This window comes from Arthrobacter sp. 49Tsu3.1M3 (assembly GCF_900168135.1).
Classification (GTDB): Bacteria; Actinomycetota; Actinomycetes; order Actinomycetales; family Micrococcaceae; genus Arthrobacter.
In genome coordinates this window covers 1-16,667 of sequence record NZ_FUZD01000016.1, presented here as the reverse complement: position 1 = coordinate 16,667, position 16,667 = coordinate 1, and the positions used below count along the sequence as shown (strand labels likewise).

The window sequence follows — 16,667 nt, the reverse complement described above, 5'->3', positions numbered from 1 at the left end:
CATCCGGGGAAAAGAAAAAACCCCGGCCAGGACGTCCTGGCCGGGGTTCTTCGGGGGGGGGGTGAGAGCTTAGAGCCTACGCCAGCAGCGAGGGCTTAAGCTGCTGCAGCCGGCCCAGCAGGCCGTTGATGAACGACGGCGACTCGTCCGTGGAGAGCGTCTTGGCCAAGGCCACGGCCTCGCTGACCGCCACGCCGTCCGGGACGTCGTCGTTGTAGAGCAGTTCCCACGTGCCGATCCGCAGGATGATGCGGTCCACGGAGGGCATGCGCTCCAGGGTCCAGCCCTGCGAATAGGTTTCCAGGAATTCGTCGATGGCCACCTGGTGCGAGACCACGCCTTCGACGATTTCAAGGGTGTAGGGGTTGACGATCTGGTCTGTCTGCTCGCGGCGGGACTTCAGCACGTCGAACGCGGAGGCTGAGCGCTGCTCGGCCTCAAAGAGCACATCGAGGGCCCGGTTCCGGGCCTTACCGCGCGCACTCACTAGTCGTTGACCCGGCCGAGGTAGCTGCCGTCGCGGGTGTCAACCTTGACCTTGGTGTTGTTCTCGACGAACAGCGGCACCTGGATCTCGTACCCGGTTTCGAGGGTGGCGGGCTTGGTGCCGGCCGAGGAGCGGTCGCCCTGCAGGCCCGGCTCGGTGTAGGTGATCTCGAGGACGACGCTCGGGGGCAGCTCGATGTAGAGCGGGTTGCCCTCGTGGATGGCGATGTTGACCATCTGGTTCTCGAGCATGAAGTTGGTGGCGTCGCCGACGGTGGCGGCCGAGACGGTGAGCTGATCGAAGTCCGAGGTGTCCATGAAGACGAAGTCGGCACCGTCCTGGTACAGGTACTGGTAGTCGCGGCGGTCCACCGTGGCGGTCTCAATCTTCAGTCCGGCGTTGAAGGTCTTGTCGACGACCTTGCCGGACATCACGTTGCGCATCTTGGTGCGCACGAACGCGCCACCCTTGCCGGGCTTGACGTGCTGGAACTCGATGATGTTCCAAAGCTGGCCCTCGAGCTTAAGGACGGTTCCGTTCTTGATGTCGTTAGTGGTTGCCACTGTATCCTCTTAGTTTCTCTCTGGTTCCATCAGGCCGGTGCTAGCGGCCGGACGATCTATGCCGGGCCGGCATGCCAAGCGGGCCGCCAGCGCGTATTTGTCAAAAATCCAAGATCTATTCTACCGGTTCCAGCGGGCAGCTGCCTGACGCAGGCTCAGGACTGCTGTTCCAGCACGTCCCTGGCGCGCTGAAGCGCAACGGTGGAGGCATAGACGAGGGCCGCGTCGGCGGACCCGGCGACGCGCAGATCCAGCGCCTTGGCGAAGGATTCGACGGCGGCGCCAATGTTCCCGCCGGCGAAGTAGGACCGGCCGAGGTGCTGGCGGACCGCGGCCTCCTCCAGAGTGCCCTGGGTCTCGGCGAGGAGTTGGCGGAACACCTCCACCGCCCGGTCGAACCGGTTCGAGACCCGGAGCACGTCCGCCTCGAAGATCCGCAGCCGGAGCGAGCCGGGGTCCTTGTAGCGGGCCTCGGCGAGGAGCTCGGCGGCTTCCGCCGCGTGCCCTTCGACGAGCCGGACGAGGATCAGGTCCCCTGGGTCTGTCGAGGCCGCCAGCGCCTCGGCCATGACCTCATCGTTGACGATCTGGGGCATCAGTGACTGCGGGTTGATCCGGATCCCGGGAAATCCCGCGTCCGGCCACTCGCTCGTGCCGCCCTTGACCATGTGCATCAGGAGGCAATCTCCTGGTAGGCGGCAAACAGCAGGGACGTGTCCGGGACATCGAGGATCCCGGGCCGGCCGACGCCGTCGAGCACCACGAACCGGAGCAGGTCACCGCGGGATTTCTTGTCCCGGCGCATGCCGTCCAGGAGGGCCTGCCAGCGGTCGCGGCGGTACGTGATGGGAAGCCCGAGGCTTTCCAGGATGCTCCGGTGCCTGTCGGCGTCGGCGTCGCTGAGCCGGCCGACGCTGCGGGCGAGCTCGGCGGCGAACATCATGCCCACGGAGACGGCGGCGCCGTGCCGCCAGGAGTAGCGCTCGGCGAGTTCGATCGCGTGGCCCAGGGTGTGGCCGTAGTTCAGGATCTCGCGCTGGCCGGTTTCCTTCAGGTCCTCGGACACGACCCGGGCCTTGACGCTGATGGCGCGTTCGATCAGTTCGCGCAGGATGTCCGAGCGCGGATCGGAAACCGCGGACGGGTCCTTCTCGATCAGGTCCAGGATGGCCGGGTCGGCGATGAAGCCGCACTTGATGACCTCGGCCATGCCGGAGATGATTTCGTTCTTCGGCAGCGTCTCCAGCGTGTCGAGGTCCGCGAGGACACCGGCCGGCGGGTGGAACGCGCCCACCAGGTTCTTGCCCTCGGCGGTGTTGATGCCGGTCTTGCCGCCAACGGAGGCGTCCACCATGCCCAGCAGGCTTGTGGGCATGTGGATGACCTTGACGCCGCGCAGCCAGGTCGCGGCGACAAAGCCGGCCAGGTCCGTGACGGCGCCGCCGCCGACGGCGACGATGGCGTCGGAGCGGGTGAAGTCGTTCTGCCCCAGCACCTGCCAGCAGAACGAGGCAACCTCGATGTGTTTGCCCTCTTCGGCGTCGGGGATTTCTGCGGTCAGCGCGGTGAAGCCCGCGGCGGCCAGCTCTTCCCGGACGGTGTCCCCGGTCAGCCGCAGCGCACGGGGGTGGATGACCAGGACGCGCTTGACGCGCTCGCCCAGCAGGCCCGGCAGGCTTGCCAGGAGGCCGCGGCCCACTACGACGTCGTAGTTCTCACCCGGCGTTTGTCCGGTGACTTTGATGACGGTTGATTCGGTACTCACTATTCAACTTCCTTTGTCGACGCCGGAGCGGGCACCGCCGCGGCCTTAGCCGCGGCGCGCTCCCCCAGCGCATCTTCCAGCCGGTGAGCCAGCTCCGGGACGCTGCCGCGCCGGACATCGAGGACGAGGTCGGCGAGCCGTTCGTAGACCGGCTGCCGGGTGGCGAACAAGGTCCGCCACCGGCCCATGGCGTCGCCGGCCAGGAGCGGCCGGCCAGAATTTCTGGCGATGCGTTCCGCCACAGTCTCGGCGTCGCATTCGAGGTAAACAACGGTACAGCGGCCCAGGAGCTGCTGCGTACCGGAATCAAGGACGGCCCCGCCGCCGAGCGAAATGACGGCGGTTTCGCCCTGTGCCTCTTCGATGGCCTGGGCCACGGCCCGGGCCTCCATCTCGCGGAAGGCGTGCTCGCCCCGGCTGGCGAAGATCTCGGCGATCGTCCCGTGCTGGGCCACCACGAGGGCGTCGGTGTCCATGAAGGCGCATCCCAGGTGCTCGGCGAGCTGCTGTCCGATCGCCGATTTGCCCACGGCCATCGGTCCGATCAGGACCACCGGGCCTACAGTATTGGCCGCGGGCGCCGCAGCGGCGGAGGGCCCGTCGGTTTTTCCGGCCGGCACTAGTGGCCGATCGAGTCCAGGGACGCCGGAATGCTGTCCAGGTAACCCTTGATGTTGCGGGCGGTCTCCTGCACGGAGTCACCGCCGAATTTTTCCGCGACCGCTTCGGCGATCACGAGGGCCACCATGGCCTCGGCCACCACACCGGCGGCGGGCACGGCACAGACGTCGGAGCGCTGGTGGTGGGCCTTGGCGGCCTCCCCGGTGCTGACGTCGACCGTCCTGAGCGCGCGGGGCACGGTGGCGATCGGTTTCATGGCGGCACGGACGCGCAGGACATCGCCAATGCTCATACCGCCCTCGATCCCGCCTGCGCGGTTGGAGGTACGGATGATCTTGCCGTCCGCGTCCTTGACGATCTCGTCGTGGGCGGCGGAGCCGCGGCGCGCGGCGGTCAGGAAGCCGTCGCCGACTTCAACGCCCTTGATGGCCTGGATGCCCATGAGGGCCGCCGCCAGACGCGAGTCGAGGCGCCGGTCCCAGTGGACATAGCTGCCGAGTCCCGGCGGGAGGCCGTAGGCAAGCACCTCGACGACGCCGCCGAGGGTTTCGCCTTCCTTGTGCGCGACGTCGACCTCGGCCACCATGGCGTCCGAGGTTTCGCGGTCGAAGCAGCGCAGCGGGTCGGCGTCCAGGGCGATCACGTCGCCGGGCACCGGCAGCGGCCGGCCTTCCGGCACAGCGACGCTGGCGATGGATACGGTATGCGAGACGAGCTCGATGCCGAGCTGCTTGAGGAAGGCCGCTGCGACCGTGCCGAGCGCCACCCGTGTGGCCGTCTCGCGGGCGCTGGCGCGCTCCAGGACCGGGCGGGCCTCGTCGAAGCCGTATTTCTGCATGCCGGTGAAGTCTGCGTGGCCGGGCCGCGGGCGCGTCAGCGGGGCGTTCCGGGCCTGGTCGGCCAGGATTTCGGGCTCCACGGGATCGGAGGACATGATCTGTTCCCACTTGGGCCATTCGGTGTTGCCGACCTGGATGGCGACGGGGCCGCCCTGGGTCAGGCCGTGGCGGACTCCGCCGAGGATCGTGACCACGTCCTGCTCGAATTTCATCCGGGCGCCGCGGCCATAGCCGAGCCGGCGGCGGGCCAGCGCCTCGCTGATGTGGGCGCTGGTGAGTTCCACACCGGCGGGCACGCCTTCAATTATTCCGACCAGTGCCGGGCCATGGGATTCTCCGGCAGTCAACCAACGCAACATACATTCCATCCTGCCATGTCGGACGGTTAGAACACCCGTCGGGGCGCCCCGACTGCGTCACACATCACATCTGTGACTCCGGCCGGGAGGGCCTCGCCCAGCCCGGTGAAGTGCCGCACCTGCTCCACGGCCTGGTAGATCAGCATTTCCAGTCCGGGGACCACCGTGCCGCCGGCTTCCTGCCAGACCGCGGCGATCCTGCTGGGCCATGGATCGTAGGCGACGTCCAGGAGGACGCCCGGGCTGCCATGCGCCGGCAGGGCACTCGACGGATGCGCCGCCAGCTCTTCGGCCAGTTCCCCGGCCAGTGCGTCTGCCGCGCGGGGCGGCAGCGTGGAGATGACGACGTCGGCCGCGGCGACGGCGGCTGCCGCGCCCGCGAGGGGAAGCACCCGGATGGGGACGCCGACGGCGGCGGAGGCCGCGCGGGCCTCTGCCGCGCGGCTGACATCGCGGACGAACACTTCGGCGGACACCGCCCCCAGTTCCTTGAGCGCCGCGACGGCTGCTGCCGCGGTCCCGCCCCCGCCGAGGATCACGGCGTTGGGCGCCGAGGCTGCCCCCGCATACCGGAGCGCGTTGACAATCCCGGTGACGTCGGTGTTGTACGCGACCAGCCGGGTCGCTTCGCCCTCGGACTCGAACGCAACAGTGTTAACGACCCCGAGTGCGCTTCCCACGCCGCGGGCTTCGTCCACTTCCGCGACCATGGCCGATTTGAGCGGCATGGTGACCGAGAGGCCGCGCCAGGAACCGTCAGCGCGCGCCTCGGCCCTGACCTGCCGCATGAAATCCGGCAGGGCGGCCTCGGTCACGTCAATGGCCGAGTAGGCGATGTCGACGCCGAGGTGGGCGTACGCGGCCCGGTGCAGCGCCGGCGACTTCGAGTGGCTGATGGGATGCCCGAGGACGGCCGCCCGCAGCGTCATACGCAGCGTCCGGGGTTGGCCTCGCACCAGGCGTTGTACTGCGCCACATAGCCGTTGTGTTCCGCCAGGGTCTTGGAGAACTTGGTCTCCTTGGTGTCCAGGTTGATGGTGACCCAGTAGAGGAAGCTGTTGGACTTGGGCTTGGCGGCCGCGTCAATGGCCGTCTTGCCGGGAGAACCGATGGGTCCGGCGGGCAGCCCCTGGTTGGCGTAGGTGTTGTACGGGTTCGACTTGTCGGCCTTCTGGGCCTCGTCGATGTGGAAGCTGCGGATGCCCAGGCCGTAGGTGACGGTGGCATCGGACTGGATGAGCCCGTTGGTCTCGGTGTTGTTGGGCTTGAGGCGGTTGTAGATGGCGCCGGCGACGTCACCATATTCGGCCTGGCCGCCTTCGGCCTGGACGATGCTGGCCACCGTCACGACGTCGTACTGTTTCGCGGGATCGGTGACGCCCTGGGCCTTGAGTTCATCCTGGGTGCTGCCGACGAGCTTCTGCAAAATGTCCTTGGCGGAGGAGCCCAACGGGAAGCGGTACTCCCCCGGCGCCAGGTAGCCTTCGAGGTTCTTGGCTTTGGCCGGGACGCCGAACTGCGCGGGCGCATCGCTGAGCGCTTTCAGGTCCTGAACAGGAATCCCGGTGCCCTCGGAAATCGCCTGCAGGGATTCGCCGATCCGCAGCCCGGCGCTGAGCGCAAAGTACATGACCTTGCTCTGGCCCTTGTTGAGCAGGACGTCCACGGCGTCGGAGTTCTTCATTTCCTGGCGCATCGAGAACGTGCCGGGGTTCAGGGCACCGCCGGAAGCCGTGAATTCCTTGAGGAAGGTGTCCGCGTTGGCCACGACCTTTTTCGACTGCAGCTCGGTGGCCACAGACCGCGTGCCGGCGCCGGGTTCGACCGTGATGGTGACCTCGCCGGTTCCGGGGCCCGGGTAGTCGGCCATGGTGTCCCCGCCCAGGAGCGGTTTGAGGAACTGTGCGCCGACGGCGATCGCGACGACGAAGACCGTCAGGGTGAGCACCAGGGCCAGGAAACGGCGCCGGCGGCGGACCTTCTTCGACGGTCCCTTGTCGTAGCGGGCCGCTCCGGCCATCAGCTCCTCGCCCGGGTCGACGTGGTACTCAGCCTCCGGGTGCGGCTGTGCCTGGGGATCACCGGAATTGTCATAGAGATGGTGAGCGTCGTGGGGGTGCGGAGCGTAGCCATCGTGGACGCCGGCGTCCTGGGCAGCCGCATCGTGGCTGGCCCCGTAGCCGAGCCGGCCCGCTGACGCATAGACGACGTCCTCATGGCCAGCGTCTTCGCGGACGGGCTCCTCGCGGAAAGGCGCTTCGTGGCCTGGTACATCGCGGACGGGGATCAGCTGCGTGAAGTCTTCGTGCACGGGCTCTTCCCGAACGGCTTCTTCGTGCACGGGCTCTTCATGCACCGGCTCTTCATGAGCAGCCTCTTCGTGCACGGGCTCTTCACGAACGGCTTCTTCGTGCACGGTCGGCGCCGCGTCGGGAAGTTCCGGGGCGGCCTGCGGCAGTTCGCTGTCCTGTGCTGGTGCCGCTGCCGGCACATCCGGTCCCGTCTCAAAAGCCTGCGGCGGGATCACATTGTGACCCTGGGTGGCCAGAAGCTTTTCCCGGGCCCGGATTTCTTTGCGCGTCAGCGGTCGGCCGGCGCCACCAAGGGCGTCACCGGTGGAGTCATCACTGTTGACCGGGCTCACTGTAGCCTTCCATTTTCTGAAGAGTGCGTCTGTACTGCCGGGCCGGTCTGTGCGCCGTCTCCGGTCGGCCCCGGCGCAGACTCCGCGTACACGCGGTTTCCGACCTCCGTTCCCCTGGCCTTTTGCATATCAATCGCATGTTGCAGAATACCTGCCGCCGCAACCTGATCAACAACTGTACGGTGATTCCTGCTGCTCATGCCAGCTTCGTGCAGGTTGCGGTGGGCGCTCACGGTGCTGAGCCGCTCGTCAATCAGGCGCACGGGCACCTCAGATCCGGCGTCCTGCAGGGCCAGTACCAGCAGCTGCGCGTATTCGGTCGCCATCCTGGCGGAGGCGTGCTCTTCGCCCTTCATCGTGCGCGGCAGACCTACGAAAATCTCCACGGCGTCCAGCTCCGCGGCCAGCGCGGCCAGGATCCGCACGTCGGTGTTCTTTTTCACGTTCCGCTGCAGCGTGCGCAGCGGCGTCGCCAGGATTCCGTCGCGGTCGCACACGGCCACGCCCACACGGACGGTGCCGACGTCCACCCCGAGCTTCACACCCCGGGGATAGACGCCGGCCACAGCAGCTTCAGACACGTGGGATCCGCTATCGCCTGGTAATGGCGTCCACGACGGCGCCGAGGGCAGCGCCGACCTTGGCGGCGTCAGTCCCGCCGCCCTGGGCGACGTCGTCCTTGCCGCCACCGCCGCCGCCGAGGATGCCTGCTGCGAGGCGCACCAGGGCACCGGCCTTGACTCCGGCGGCCCGGGCGGCTTCGTTCGTGGCGATCAGGATCACGGGACGGTCGTTGCTGACACCGGCCACCGCGACGGCGGCGGGCTCGGAGCCGAGACGCGTCCGCAGGTCCAGGGCGAGGCCGCGCAGGTCGTCCGCGCCGCTGACCTGGCCGGCGTCGTGCGCGATGACCTTGACGCCGGCGGCATCCTGGGCGGTGCCGACCAGCTGGGCTGCGGCGGCCGTGAGCTGCTCCTTGCGCAGCCGCTCGAGTTCCTTTTCGGCCGTCTTGAGCTTCGTCAGGGTGCTGGAAATCCGGTCCGCGAGCAGCCCGGAGGGAACTTTCAGCATTTCCGTGAGCTCGGTGACGAGCGCCCGCTCCGCGGCGAGGTGCCGGAACGCGTCCATGCCAACGAAGGCTTCGACGCGGCGGTTTCCTGAGCCGACCGACTGTTCGCCGAGCAGGGACAGGCTGCCGATCAGCGAGGTGTTTTCGACGTGGGTGCCGCCGCAGAGTTCCCGGGACCAGGCGCCGTCGATTTCCACGACGCGGACCTCGTTGCCGTAGTTTTCGCCGAACAGTGCCATGGCGCCGAGCGCCTTGGCCTCGGCGAGCCCCATGATCTTGGTCTCCACCCGGAAGTTGTTGCGGATGGCGATGTTGGAGACTTCCTCGATCTCGGACCGGGTGGCGGCGCTCAGGCCCTCACCCCACGCGAAGTCGAAGCGCAGGTAGCCGGCTTTGTTGAAGGAGCCGCGCTGCAGGGCTTCCGGGCCGAGGATCTGGTGCAGGGCCGCGTGCACAATGTGCGTGCCGGTGTGGGCCTGCTCCGCGGCGTGGCGGCGTTCCCGGTCCACGGCGGCCTGAACCAGCGAGTCGGCACCGATTTCGCCCTCGCGGACGATTGCCTTGTGGACGCTGAGGCCCTTGACGGGGCGCTGGACATCCAGGACCTCGACGACGAAGCCGTCGCCAGTGATCAGCCCGGTGTCGGCAGCCTGGCCGCCGGCTTCGGCGTAGAACGGCGTCTCGGCCAGGACCAGTTCGATTTCATCGCCGGTGGAGGCCTGGGCGACCTTCCGGCCGCCGGAGAGGATGCCGCGGACCTTGGACTCGCCCTGGAGCTCGGTGTAGCCGGTGAATACTGTCTCGCCGGCGGACAGCAGCTCCTGGAACGCGCTGAGGTCAGCGTGCGAACCCTTCTTGCCCTTGGCGTCGGCCTGGGCGCGCTGGCGCTGCTCAAGCATGAGCTTGCGGAACTCGGGCTCGTCGACTTTCAGCCCGGCCTCTTCGGCCATTTCCAGGGTGAGGTCGATCGGGAAGCCGTAGGTGTCATGCAGGGCAAAAGCGTCGGCGCCGGAGAGCGGCTGGTTGGCGGCCTTGGACTCCTTGACGGCGTCCTCGAGGCGCGCAGTGCCGGAGGCGATGGTGCGCAAGAACGCCTTCTCTTCGGCGTAGGCAATCCGGCTGATGCGATCGAAGTCGGTCTCGACGATCGGGTAGACACCCTTCATGGCGTCCCGCGAGGCAGGCAGCAATTCCGGCAGGCAGGCCTTTTCGACGCCGAGCAGGCGCATGGAGCGGACGGCCCGGCGGATCAGGCGGCGCAGCACGTAGCCGCGGCCCTCGTTGGAGGGGGTCACGCCGTCGGCGATCAGCATGAGGGCCGAGCGGATGTGGTCGGCAACGACGCGCATGCGGACGTCGTCCGTGTGGTGCGGGTCGTCGGCGGACTCCGCGGAGGTGTACTCCCGGCCGGAGAGGGCCGCGGCACGGTCGATCACGGGGCGGACCTGGTCCGTCTCGTACATGTTCTCGACGTCCTGAAGGATCATCGCGAGGCGCTCCATGCCCAGGCCCGTGTCGATGTTCTTCTTGGGCAGCTCTCCGGTGATGTCGAAGTCCACCTTGGAGCGGACGTTGTCGATCTGGTACTGCATGAACACGAGGTTCCAGATCTCGACGTACCGGTTTTCATCGGCGATGGGGCCGCCCTCGACGCCGTAGGACGGGCCGCGGTCGTAGTAGATCTCCGAGCAGGGACCGGCCGGACCGGGCTGGCCGGTGGACCAGTAGTTATCGGACTTGCCCATGCGCTGGATCCGCTCGGCCGGCATGCCGGTGTTCTTCAGCCACAGCTGTTCGGCCTCGTCGTCCTCTTCATAGACGGTGACCCAAAGCCGCTCCGGCGGCAGTCCGTAACCGCCGTCGTCCACGCTGGTGGTCAGGAGCTCCCACGCGAACTTAATGGCGTCTTCCTTGAAGTAGTCGCCGAAGGAGAAGTTGCCGCACATCTGGAAGAACGTGCCGTGGCGGGCGGTCTTGCCCACTTCCTCGATGTCACCGGTCCGGATGCACTTCTGCACACTGGTGGCCCGCTGGTAGGGGGCCTCCTCACGGGCGGTCAGGTACGGGATGAACGGGACCATGCCGGCGACCGTGAACAGCAGGGACGGGTCGCTGGAGACCAGGGAGGCGGAAGGCACGGCGGTGTGCCCCTTGCTGACAAAAAAGTCGATCCAGCGCTTGGTGATCTCCTGCGACTTCATGAGCTGTTTTCTTACCCTTCAATATTCACTGCGTTATGTGGCCCGCGTCTGTGCTGCGCGGGACAAGCTGGGGACCGGCACTGATCCGGGCCCGTCAATCTGGTGCCCGTCGCCGGGGGCGTCGGCGCGCCGTCGCCCCCGGCGACGGGCACCTTACTTACTAATTCTCTCCCGGCTAGCGCCGGACCGCATCCCGGCGGGCGACGGTGCCGCCGGCAGCGAGGTCAGTTGCGGTCTCGATCCCGAGCGCCGTGCGGAGTTCCGACTCCCGCTCCCCCATGCCATCGCGGACGGCATCGGCGAAATCGAGCAGGCCGTCCGCCAGCCGTCCGACGGCCCGGTTCAGTCCCTCGGGGCCGAGGGCGGACTGGGCCTCGGTGACTTTGCGGAAGGCGATAACGCCGATCGCGACGCCGATTCCCATCCAGATGATTCTGTTCATGTCAGGTGCTCCCGGAGGGTTTAGCGGCTGCGGCGGCCGGTGGCGGGCTTTTTGCGGGTGCTGAAGGCGGAGCGCACGCCGTAGCTGAAGGCTGCCACCTTGATCAGCGGCGAGCCCACGGTGGCGGCCATGAGCGAGGACAGCGCCGAGATGTTGGCGGAGGCGTCCGAGACGTTCGAGGAGATGCCATCAACCTTCTTCAGTTGCTCGTTGGTGGTGGTCACCGTGGCGGTGACCTCGTCCATGAGCGGGGTGGCGCCGTCGCTGATGGAGCGGATGGTGGTCCGCATCTCGTCGAACACGCCCCCGAGCTTCAGGATCGGCACGGCGAGCAGCAGGACCAGCAGTGCAAACACTCCAGCCGCGATCAGGCCGGCAATATCGCCACCAGACATAGACACTCATCTCCTTGAACTGCAGTGGATACCTGCTTGTTGCGTCGGTTCCGACGGTTTCGACCGCCAGTTTAAACCGGCAGGCAGAGCCTGCTCCCGGGGAACTCCCCCAAGTACCTTACATACAAAGAAGCCCGCGGCGCTTGCCACGGGCTTCTTTGTAGGTGATGCCTTTTGAATTAGCGTGCGTAGAATTCCACGACGAGCTGCTCTTCGCAGGTCACGGGGATCTCGGAGCGCTTGGGGCGACGCACCAGGCGGGCCTGCAGGGCGTCAAGCTTGACGTCCAGATAGGCCGGAACGATCGGCAGGACGTCGCGGTGAGCGCCGGCTGCTGCAACCTGGAACGGAGGCATGGTCTCGCTGCGGCTGTGAACGTGGACCAGCTGGCCCTCGCCGACGCGGAAAGACGGGCGGTCAACGCGGATGCCGTCAACGAGGATGTGGCGGTGCACAACCAGCTGGCGGGCCTGGGCGATGGTGCGGGCGAAGCCGGCACGCAACACGAGGGCGTCGAGACGCATTTCGAGCAGTTCGATCAGGTTTTCACCGGTCAGGCCCTTGGTGCGGCGTGCTTCTTCGAAGGCACGGGTCATCTGGGCTTCGCGGATGCCGTACTGGGCGCGCAGACGCTGCTTTTCGCGCAGACGTACGGCGTAGTCGGAGTCCTGCTTCTTGCGGGCACGGCCATGCTCACCGGGGCCGTACGGGCGGCGCTCCATGTACTTGGCGGCCTTGGGGGTCAGAGCGATGCCGAGTGCGCGCGAAAGGCGTGCGGTACGGCGAGCACGAGTGTTGTTAGCCACTTGTGTCCTTCCAATATCTGCGGTGTGTCAGTGTTACTGGCCTCCACGATGGAGAGCATCGGCCAACCGCTGCCTTTTGCTACTGGGCACAGGGCAACCCTCATCAAATGCGAAGATTCAATGGATTGTGCGTCCGTGCCTTGCCAGACAACGAACAAGCCTACCAGATCCGGGCCGGCGGACTGGCGTCAGATCCTGGCGTGCACTCCCCGGGCGCCGCTGCGACCGAAGGACGCCGCCCCCAGGAATTCCACGGCCACGAACGGATTCGGGCCCACCACCCATTCGTCGTGACCCGGCGGAATCGCGTAGGTGTCATTGGCGTGGATCGTGGAGCGCAGGCCTTCGGCCGTTTCGACTTCCATTTCACCGGAAATGCAGAAGCCGAGATGGTGGTGCAGGCAGACGTCGGTCCGCTCGTAGGGTCTGGTGTTGACGGACCACCGCCAGCCCGGTCCCAGGATCAGCCGGGCCACCGAGTAGTCGTTCACTGTGCAGAGGTCGAATTCGGCCTTGTCCGGGCACCGTTTCTTGTCCGGCACATCGAAGGACTTCACTGCCATGGCTGTAACGAAGTTAATACTCATGGGGCACCTGCTGGGGACGGGGCGGGAACGCTCGCGGTGGATGACCTGGGATGGAGCGAAGCCGGCTGCCGTTCCGGGCTCCGGGTAGCGGGAGCCGGCATGTGACCGCGCTGTCCCCTGCGCCGCACGGACGGTCAGCAGATCCGTGCTGCCGTAATTCCACGTTAGACCTCTTGGCCCCTATGTCAACGGCGGATTCCGGCGCCACGGTCCGCTGCCGGCCAGCCGCTGGTCACGGGCGTTCCACGTGCCGCTCACGTACTTTTCAGGTGCCGCGGATGATTCTCCGAAGCCGCTCGAGCCGGGTGGCGATGTCGCGTTCGGCCCCGTTGCCGGTGGGTTCGTAGTAGTTGCGCCCGACGAGGTCGTCCGGCGGGTACTGCTGGGTTGCGACGGCGTGCGGGGCATCGTGGGCGTATTTGTAGCCCTTGCCGTGGCCGAGCTGTTTTGAGCCCGGGTAGTGGGCATCGCGCAGGTGGGCGGGGATGCCGTTCCCGAGCCCGGCGCGGACGTCGGCGATCGCCTGGTTGATGCCCATGTACGCGGCGTTGGACTTCGGTGCCGTGGCCAGATGCACGACGGCCTCGGCGAGGATGATGCGGCCTTCCGGCATACCGATCAGCTGCACGGCCTGGGCGGCCGCGACGGCGGTCTGCAGCGCCGTCGGGTCAGCCATGCCGACGTCCTCGGCCGCCGAGATCACGATCCGGCGGGCCACGAACCGGGGGTCCTCACCCGCCTCCAGCATCCGGGCAAGGTAGTGCAGCGCGGCGTCGACGTCGGAACCCCGGATCGACTTGATGAACGCGCTGGCGACGTCGTAATGCTGGTCCCCGGCCCGGTCGTAGCGCACGGAGGCAACATCCAGGGCGCGCTCCGTGTGCCGCAACTGGATCGTGACGGGCTCCGCCTCTCCTGCGCCGCCTGGGTGAGCACCGGCTGTGCTGGGATCGGCTGCGTCGGCCCCGGCTGTGCCCGTATCGGCCTTGCTGATATCGGCTGCGTCGACGTCGTCTGCGTCACCGAAGGCGACCCCGGCCGCCGCCTCGAGGGCGGTCAGGGCCCGGCGGGCATCGCCGCCGGAGAGCCGCACCAGGTGCGCCAGCGCGTCATCGCTGAGTTCTGCCTTGCCGTTGAGGCCGCGGACATCCGAAACGGCCCGCTGCAGCAGGGCCTCGACGTCGGCGTCGGTAAGGGGTTTCAGGGTCAGCAGCAGCGAGCGGGACAGCAAAGGAGAGACGACAGAGAACGACGGGTTTTCGGTGGTGGCCGCCACCAGCACCACCCAGCGGTTCTCGACGCCGGGGAGCAGCGCGTCCTGTTGTGCCTTGTTGAAGCGGTGGATCTCATCGAGGAAGAGGACGGTGGTGGTCTTGAAGAGGTCCCGCGCGGTCAGGGCTTCGTCCATCACGCGGCGGACGTCCTTCACACCGGCGGTGATGGCCGAGAGCTCGACGAATTTCCTGCCGGGACCCTTGGCAATCACATGGGCAAGCGTGGTCTTGCCGGTGCCGGGAGGACCCCAGAGGATCACCGAGCTCGGTCCGGCAGGGCCGGTCGCGTCGGAGCCGGCCGCCAGCTGGCGCAGCGGGGAACCTTGGCCGAGGAGGTGCTGCTGGCCCACGACATCATCGAGGGTGCGCGGCCGCATCCGGACGGCGAGGGGGCTCCGCGGCGACGCTGAGCCGGCGGCAGACCGGGCCTGGCCCCGTGCATGGCCGGACTCGTCGGCGGCACCCTCGGCTGCGCCGAAGTCGTCGCTACCGTCGGCGTTGTCCCGCCCTGCACCAAAGAGATCATCCACATAGATAGGCTACTTCTAGTTCCTGCCGCCCCCGCACCCCCATCCCCGCAACGGAGTACCTGCCATGTCCAGCCCCGAGACCCGTGTGGCCTTCGTCTCCGGCGACCGGCTGCCTGGCTGGGTGGAGCGCTTCGCCGCGAGCCACGGCGCGCTGGTGGAGGAGGAGCTCGACGCCGGCCTGCAGCTGCGCGCCGCCGACGGCGCCGTGGCCGTCCTCCGGGCGCCCTGGCCCGCGGACGGCCGGCCGGGGAACGGCCAGGACGCTCTCTCCCGCCTTGCCTCGCTCGCCGCACAGACCCGAAGCATCGGCGCCGTCCTGGTCCGCCGCGGCGGATATTCGGTGGCTGTGGTCAGCGCCGGGACCGTGCTGGCGTCCAAGACTGGCACGCGCCACGTCCAGTCGCGGACGGCTGCCGGCGGCTGGTCCCAGCAGCGTTTTGCCCGGCGGCGCGCCAACCAGGCCGATGCCCTCGTAGAGGCAGTGGCCGAGCACGCCGGACGGATTTTCGCAGAGCACCGCGTCGAATACCTCGCGCCCGGCGGCGACCGGACCCTGGCGGACCAAGTGCTCGCCGAACCCGTGCTGAGGCGCTACGCAGGCCTGACGCGACTGGCGTTCCTGGACGTTCCGGATCCACGCGCGGCGGTACTGAAGAAGGCCGCCGCGGAGCTGTGCTCCGTGCGGATCCTGGTGACTGACCCGCAGGCGTAGCAGTTACCCGTTGCCCACAGCTGGTCTTCGGGCGCCAACATGACGGAGCCCGGGGGTCGATCACGCGCAGTGGAACAGGCGGCCGGCCGCGGAAAGGCTGTCCGCGGGTGCTGCCCAGCCCGGATCGTCCGTTTCCGTGTCAATGTCTGGAAAGTGGTGTCCTGCGGTGAATTGGTGCCAGTCCGGGAAGGGGTCCGGGGGCAGGCCTGGGGCCGGATCCCCGGGATGGCCTTGGTCCGGGCCTGTGTCGGTGCCGGATTCCGGGCCGGGTTCGTCTGGGGCCGGGATGTGGGGCAGCCAGTGCTCGGGCCAGCGGGGTGCGTCCCAGTGCCCGGGCCAGTGGGGTGGTTCCCAGTCCTGGTGTTCGCTGGGGTAGTGGCGTCCTGCCGGTGAGGTCCAGCCCGGCGGGTGGTCTTTGCTGGCCCCGGCCGGTGTCCAGGCGGAGGCGTGTTTGAGCCGGTGGTGTTTCGGGCAGGGCTGGCCGAGGTTGGAGATCCCGGTGGTGCCGCCGTCGGCCCAGGCCAGGAGGTGGTCGGCCTCGTTGTCCAGGGAGTGGTTGCCGCAGCCGGGGAACGGGCACCGGCCGTCGCGGAGCCGGAGCCAGTGCCGCTGGGCGGTCGTGAGGCGGTAGCTTCTCCTGCCGATTTCCAGCGGGGCGCCGTCCCGGGGGTCGGTCAGGACCCGGTGGAAGGAGCCGGCGCCGTCGGCGAGCAGGCGGCGGGCCATCGAGGGCGGGATCGGCCCGTACCCGTCCAGGGTGGCGGGTTCCTCGGTGGCGCCGAGCAGGGCCAGCACCGGGACGGTGACCAGGACCTGCGCCCGCGGGACCGGAACACCACCCCCGGCCGCATCCGCCCCCGTGCCCGTACCCGTGCCGGTACCACCCCCGGCCGCGCCGGGGCAGGTGCCGCCGTCGGCCGTTCCGCCGGCGGCGCCGGTGCTTTCGGTGCTTTGGTTGCCGGTGGTGAGGAGCCAGGTGGCGGTGAGGTCGGCGCGGAGCTGGGTGAGGGTCCGGGGCTCGTCCGGGCCCTGCAGGGCGCGGGCGGCGGCGGTGGCCCGTTCCCAGATCCCGGCGGCGGTGTCGGCCGGGAAATAGGCCGAGAGCCAGGCCATGCCGTCCCGGTCCGGGGTGTACTCGATCCGCCGGTCCGCGGCGGACGTGGCGTGGCGTTCCTCGATGCCGGCCCGGTGGTGGCGTTCACGCCAGGTACGTGCCTTGACCCGGAACCGGGACGCCACGAGCTCCCCGGCCGGGCAGCCGCGGGCCGGGTTCGGCGCGTCGGGGTCCAGGAAGTGCGCCTCGAGCCCGGCCGTACCGGCCCGGTCCAGGCCGGCGGTTTCCTGCACGAGGATCCGGGCGTGGGCCCAGGAGA

17 protein-coding genes are annotated in these 16,667 nt (G+C 68.2%); 1 reads left to right on the top strand and 16 read right to left on the bottom strand.

Annotated features, from left to right (window positions below; all coding sequences use genetic code 11):
- Positions 1 to 76: 76 nt before the first annotated feature.
- From nusB to B5X90_RS15335, 15 genes are all read right to left on the bottom strand, one after another.
- Complete coding sequence (nusB, locus tag B5X90_RS15405; protein WP_018773145.1) at positions 77 to 487, bottom strand: transcription antitermination factor NusB; 411 nt, start codon at positions 485 to 487, stop codon at positions 77 to 79.
- Complete coding sequence (efp, locus tag B5X90_RS15400; RefSeq protein ID WP_018773146.1) at positions 487 to 1,050, bottom strand: elongation factor P; 564 nt, start codon at positions 1,048 to 1,050, stop codon at positions 487 to 489. Before efp ends, nusB begins: the two co-directional genes overlap by 1 nt.
- 155 nt (positions 1,051 to 1,205) lie before the next feature.
- Complete coding sequence (locus B5X90_RS15395; RefSeq protein ID WP_079554551.1) at positions 1,206 to 1,724, bottom strand: tetratricopeptide repeat protein; 519 nt, start codon at positions 1,722 to 1,724, stop codon at positions 1,206 to 1,208.
- Complete coding sequence (gene aroB / locus B5X90_RS15390) at positions 1,724 to 2,815, bottom strand: 3-dehydroquinate synthase (RefSeq protein ID WP_079554549.1); 1,092 nt, start codon at positions 2,813 to 2,815, stop codon at positions 1,724 to 1,726. The genes B5X90_RS15395 and aroB overlap by 1 nt, the downstream gene beginning before the upstream one ends.
- Complete coding sequence (locus B5X90_RS15385) at positions 2,815 to 3,369, bottom strand: shikimate kinase (RefSeq protein WP_256860269.1); 555 nt, start codon at positions 3,367 to 3,369, stop codon at positions 2,815 to 2,817. Before B5X90_RS15385 ends, aroB begins: the two co-directional genes overlap by 1 nt.
- Before the next feature lie 65 nt (positions 3,370 to 3,434).
- The gene (gene aroC / locus B5X90_RS15380) at positions 3,435 to 4,634 is read right to left on the bottom strand and encodes a chorismate synthase (RefSeq protein ID WP_079554545.1); all 1,200 of its coding nucleotides are present in this window, start codon (positions 4,632 to 4,634) and stop codon (positions 3,435 to 3,437) included.
- Positions 4,635 to 4,660: 26 nt separating this feature from the next.
- A complete protein-coding gene (locus tag B5X90_RS15375) occupies positions 4,661 to 5,563 on the bottom strand; it encodes a shikimate dehydrogenase (protein WP_079554543.1) in 903 nt (300 codons plus the stop codon).
- Complete coding sequence (gene mltG, locus B5X90_RS15370; protein WP_079554541.1) at positions 5,560 to 7,278, bottom strand: endolytic transglycosylase MltG; 1,719 nt, start codon at positions 7,276 to 7,278, stop codon at positions 5,560 to 5,562. The genes B5X90_RS15375 and mltG overlap by 4 nt, the downstream gene beginning before the upstream one ends.
- On the bottom strand, positions 7,275 to 7,859 hold the full coding sequence (gene ruvX / locus B5X90_RS15365) for a Holliday junction resolvase RuvX (RefSeq protein ID WP_079554539.1): 585 nt from the start codon (positions 7,857 to 7,859) through the stop codon (positions 7,275 to 7,277). Before ruvX ends, mltG begins: the two co-directional genes overlap by 4 nt.
- 10 nt (positions 7,860 to 7,869) lie before the next feature.
- Entirely contained in the window at positions 7,870 to 10,548 is a 2,679-nt protein-coding gene (alaS, locus tag B5X90_RS15360; protein ID WP_079554537.1) for an alanine--tRNA ligase, read from the bottom strand.
- A gap of 175 nt (positions 10,549 to 10,723) precedes the next feature.
- The gene (locus B5X90_RS15355) at positions 10,724 to 10,990 is read right to left on the bottom strand and encodes a DUF6167 family protein (RefSeq protein ID WP_223916699.1); all 267 of its coding nucleotides are present in this window, start codon (positions 10,988 to 10,990) and stop codon (positions 10,724 to 10,726) included.
- Positions 10,991 to 11,010: 20 nt separating this feature from the next.
- A complete protein-coding gene (locus B5X90_RS15350; RefSeq protein ID WP_018773156.1) occupies positions 11,011 to 11,385 on the bottom strand; it encodes a DUF948 domain-containing protein in 375 nt (124 codons plus the stop codon).
- A 179-nt stretch (positions 11,386 to 11,564) separates the two neighbouring features.
- Positions 11,565 to 12,191 carry a 30S ribosomal protein S4 gene (gene rpsD, locus B5X90_RS15345; RefSeq protein ID WP_018773157.1) on the bottom strand — a complete coding sequence of 209 codons (627 nt, stop codon included), beginning with the start codon at positions 12,189 to 12,191 and terminating at the stop codon, positions 11,565 to 11,567.
- 188 nt (positions 12,192 to 12,379) lie between these two features.
- On the bottom strand, positions 12,380 to 12,778 hold the full coding sequence (locus tag B5X90_RS15340) for a cupin (protein ID WP_079554535.1): 399 nt from the start codon (positions 12,776 to 12,778) through the stop codon (positions 12,380 to 12,382).
- Positions 12,779 to 13,043: 265 nt separating this feature from the next.
- Positions 13,044 to 14,582, bottom strand: coding sequence for a replication-associated recombination protein A (locus B5X90_RS15335; protein WP_079554532.1), 1,539 nt, complete (start codon positions 14,580 to 14,582; stop codon positions 13,044 to 13,046).
- A gap of 64 nt (positions 14,583 to 14,646) precedes the next feature.
- On the opposite strand from B5X90_RS15335, the gene B5X90_RS15330 reads away from it, so the two are divergent.
- Positions 14,647 to 15,294 (top strand): acVLRF1 family peptidyl-tRNA hydrolase, encoded by a 648-nt coding sequence (locus B5X90_RS15330; RefSeq protein WP_079554530.1) that lies wholly within the window; start codon positions 14,647 to 14,649, stop codon positions 15,292 to 15,294.
- 60 nt (positions 15,295 to 15,354) lie between these two features.
- Here B5X90_RS15330 and B5X90_RS15325 read toward each other — a convergent pair.
- Positions 15,355 to 16,667: HNH endonuclease signature motif containing protein (locus B5X90_RS15325; protein ID WP_079554528.1), on the bottom strand; the 1,313-nt coding region annotated here is incomplete at its 5' end.

Coding starts and splice junctions, on each gene's coding strand:
- B5X90_RS15355 (WP_223916699.1), bottom strand. CDS start 10,990: ATGAACAGAATCATCTGGATGGGAATCGGCGTCGCGATCGGCGTTATC.
- B5X90_RS15340 (WP_079554535.1), bottom strand. CDS start 12,778: ATGAGTATTAACTTCGTTACAGCCATGGCAGTGAAGTCCTTCGATGTG.
- B5X90_RS15395 (WP_079554551.1), bottom strand. CDS start 1,724: ATGCACATGGTCAAGGGCGGCACGAGCGAGTGGCCGGACGCGGGATTT.
- B5X90_RS15375 (WP_079554543.1), bottom strand. CDS start 5,563: ATGACGCTGCGGGCGGCCGTCCTCGGGCATCCCATCAGCCACTCGAAG.
- alaS (WP_079554537.1), bottom strand. CDS start 10,548: ATGAAGTCGCAGGAGATCACCAAGCGCTGGATCGACTTTTTTGTCAGC.
- B5X90_RS15330 (WP_079554530.1), top strand. CDS start 14,647: ATGTCCAGCCCCGAGACCCGTGTGGCCTTCGTCTCCGGCGACCGGCTG.
- B5X90_RS15350 (WP_018773156.1), bottom strand. CDS start 11,385: ATGTCTGGTGGCGATATTGCCGGCCTGATCGCGGCTGGAGTGTTTGCA.
- aroC (WP_079554545.1), bottom strand. CDS start 4,634: ATGTTGCGTTGGTTGACTGCCGGAGAATCCCATGGCCCGGCACTGGTC.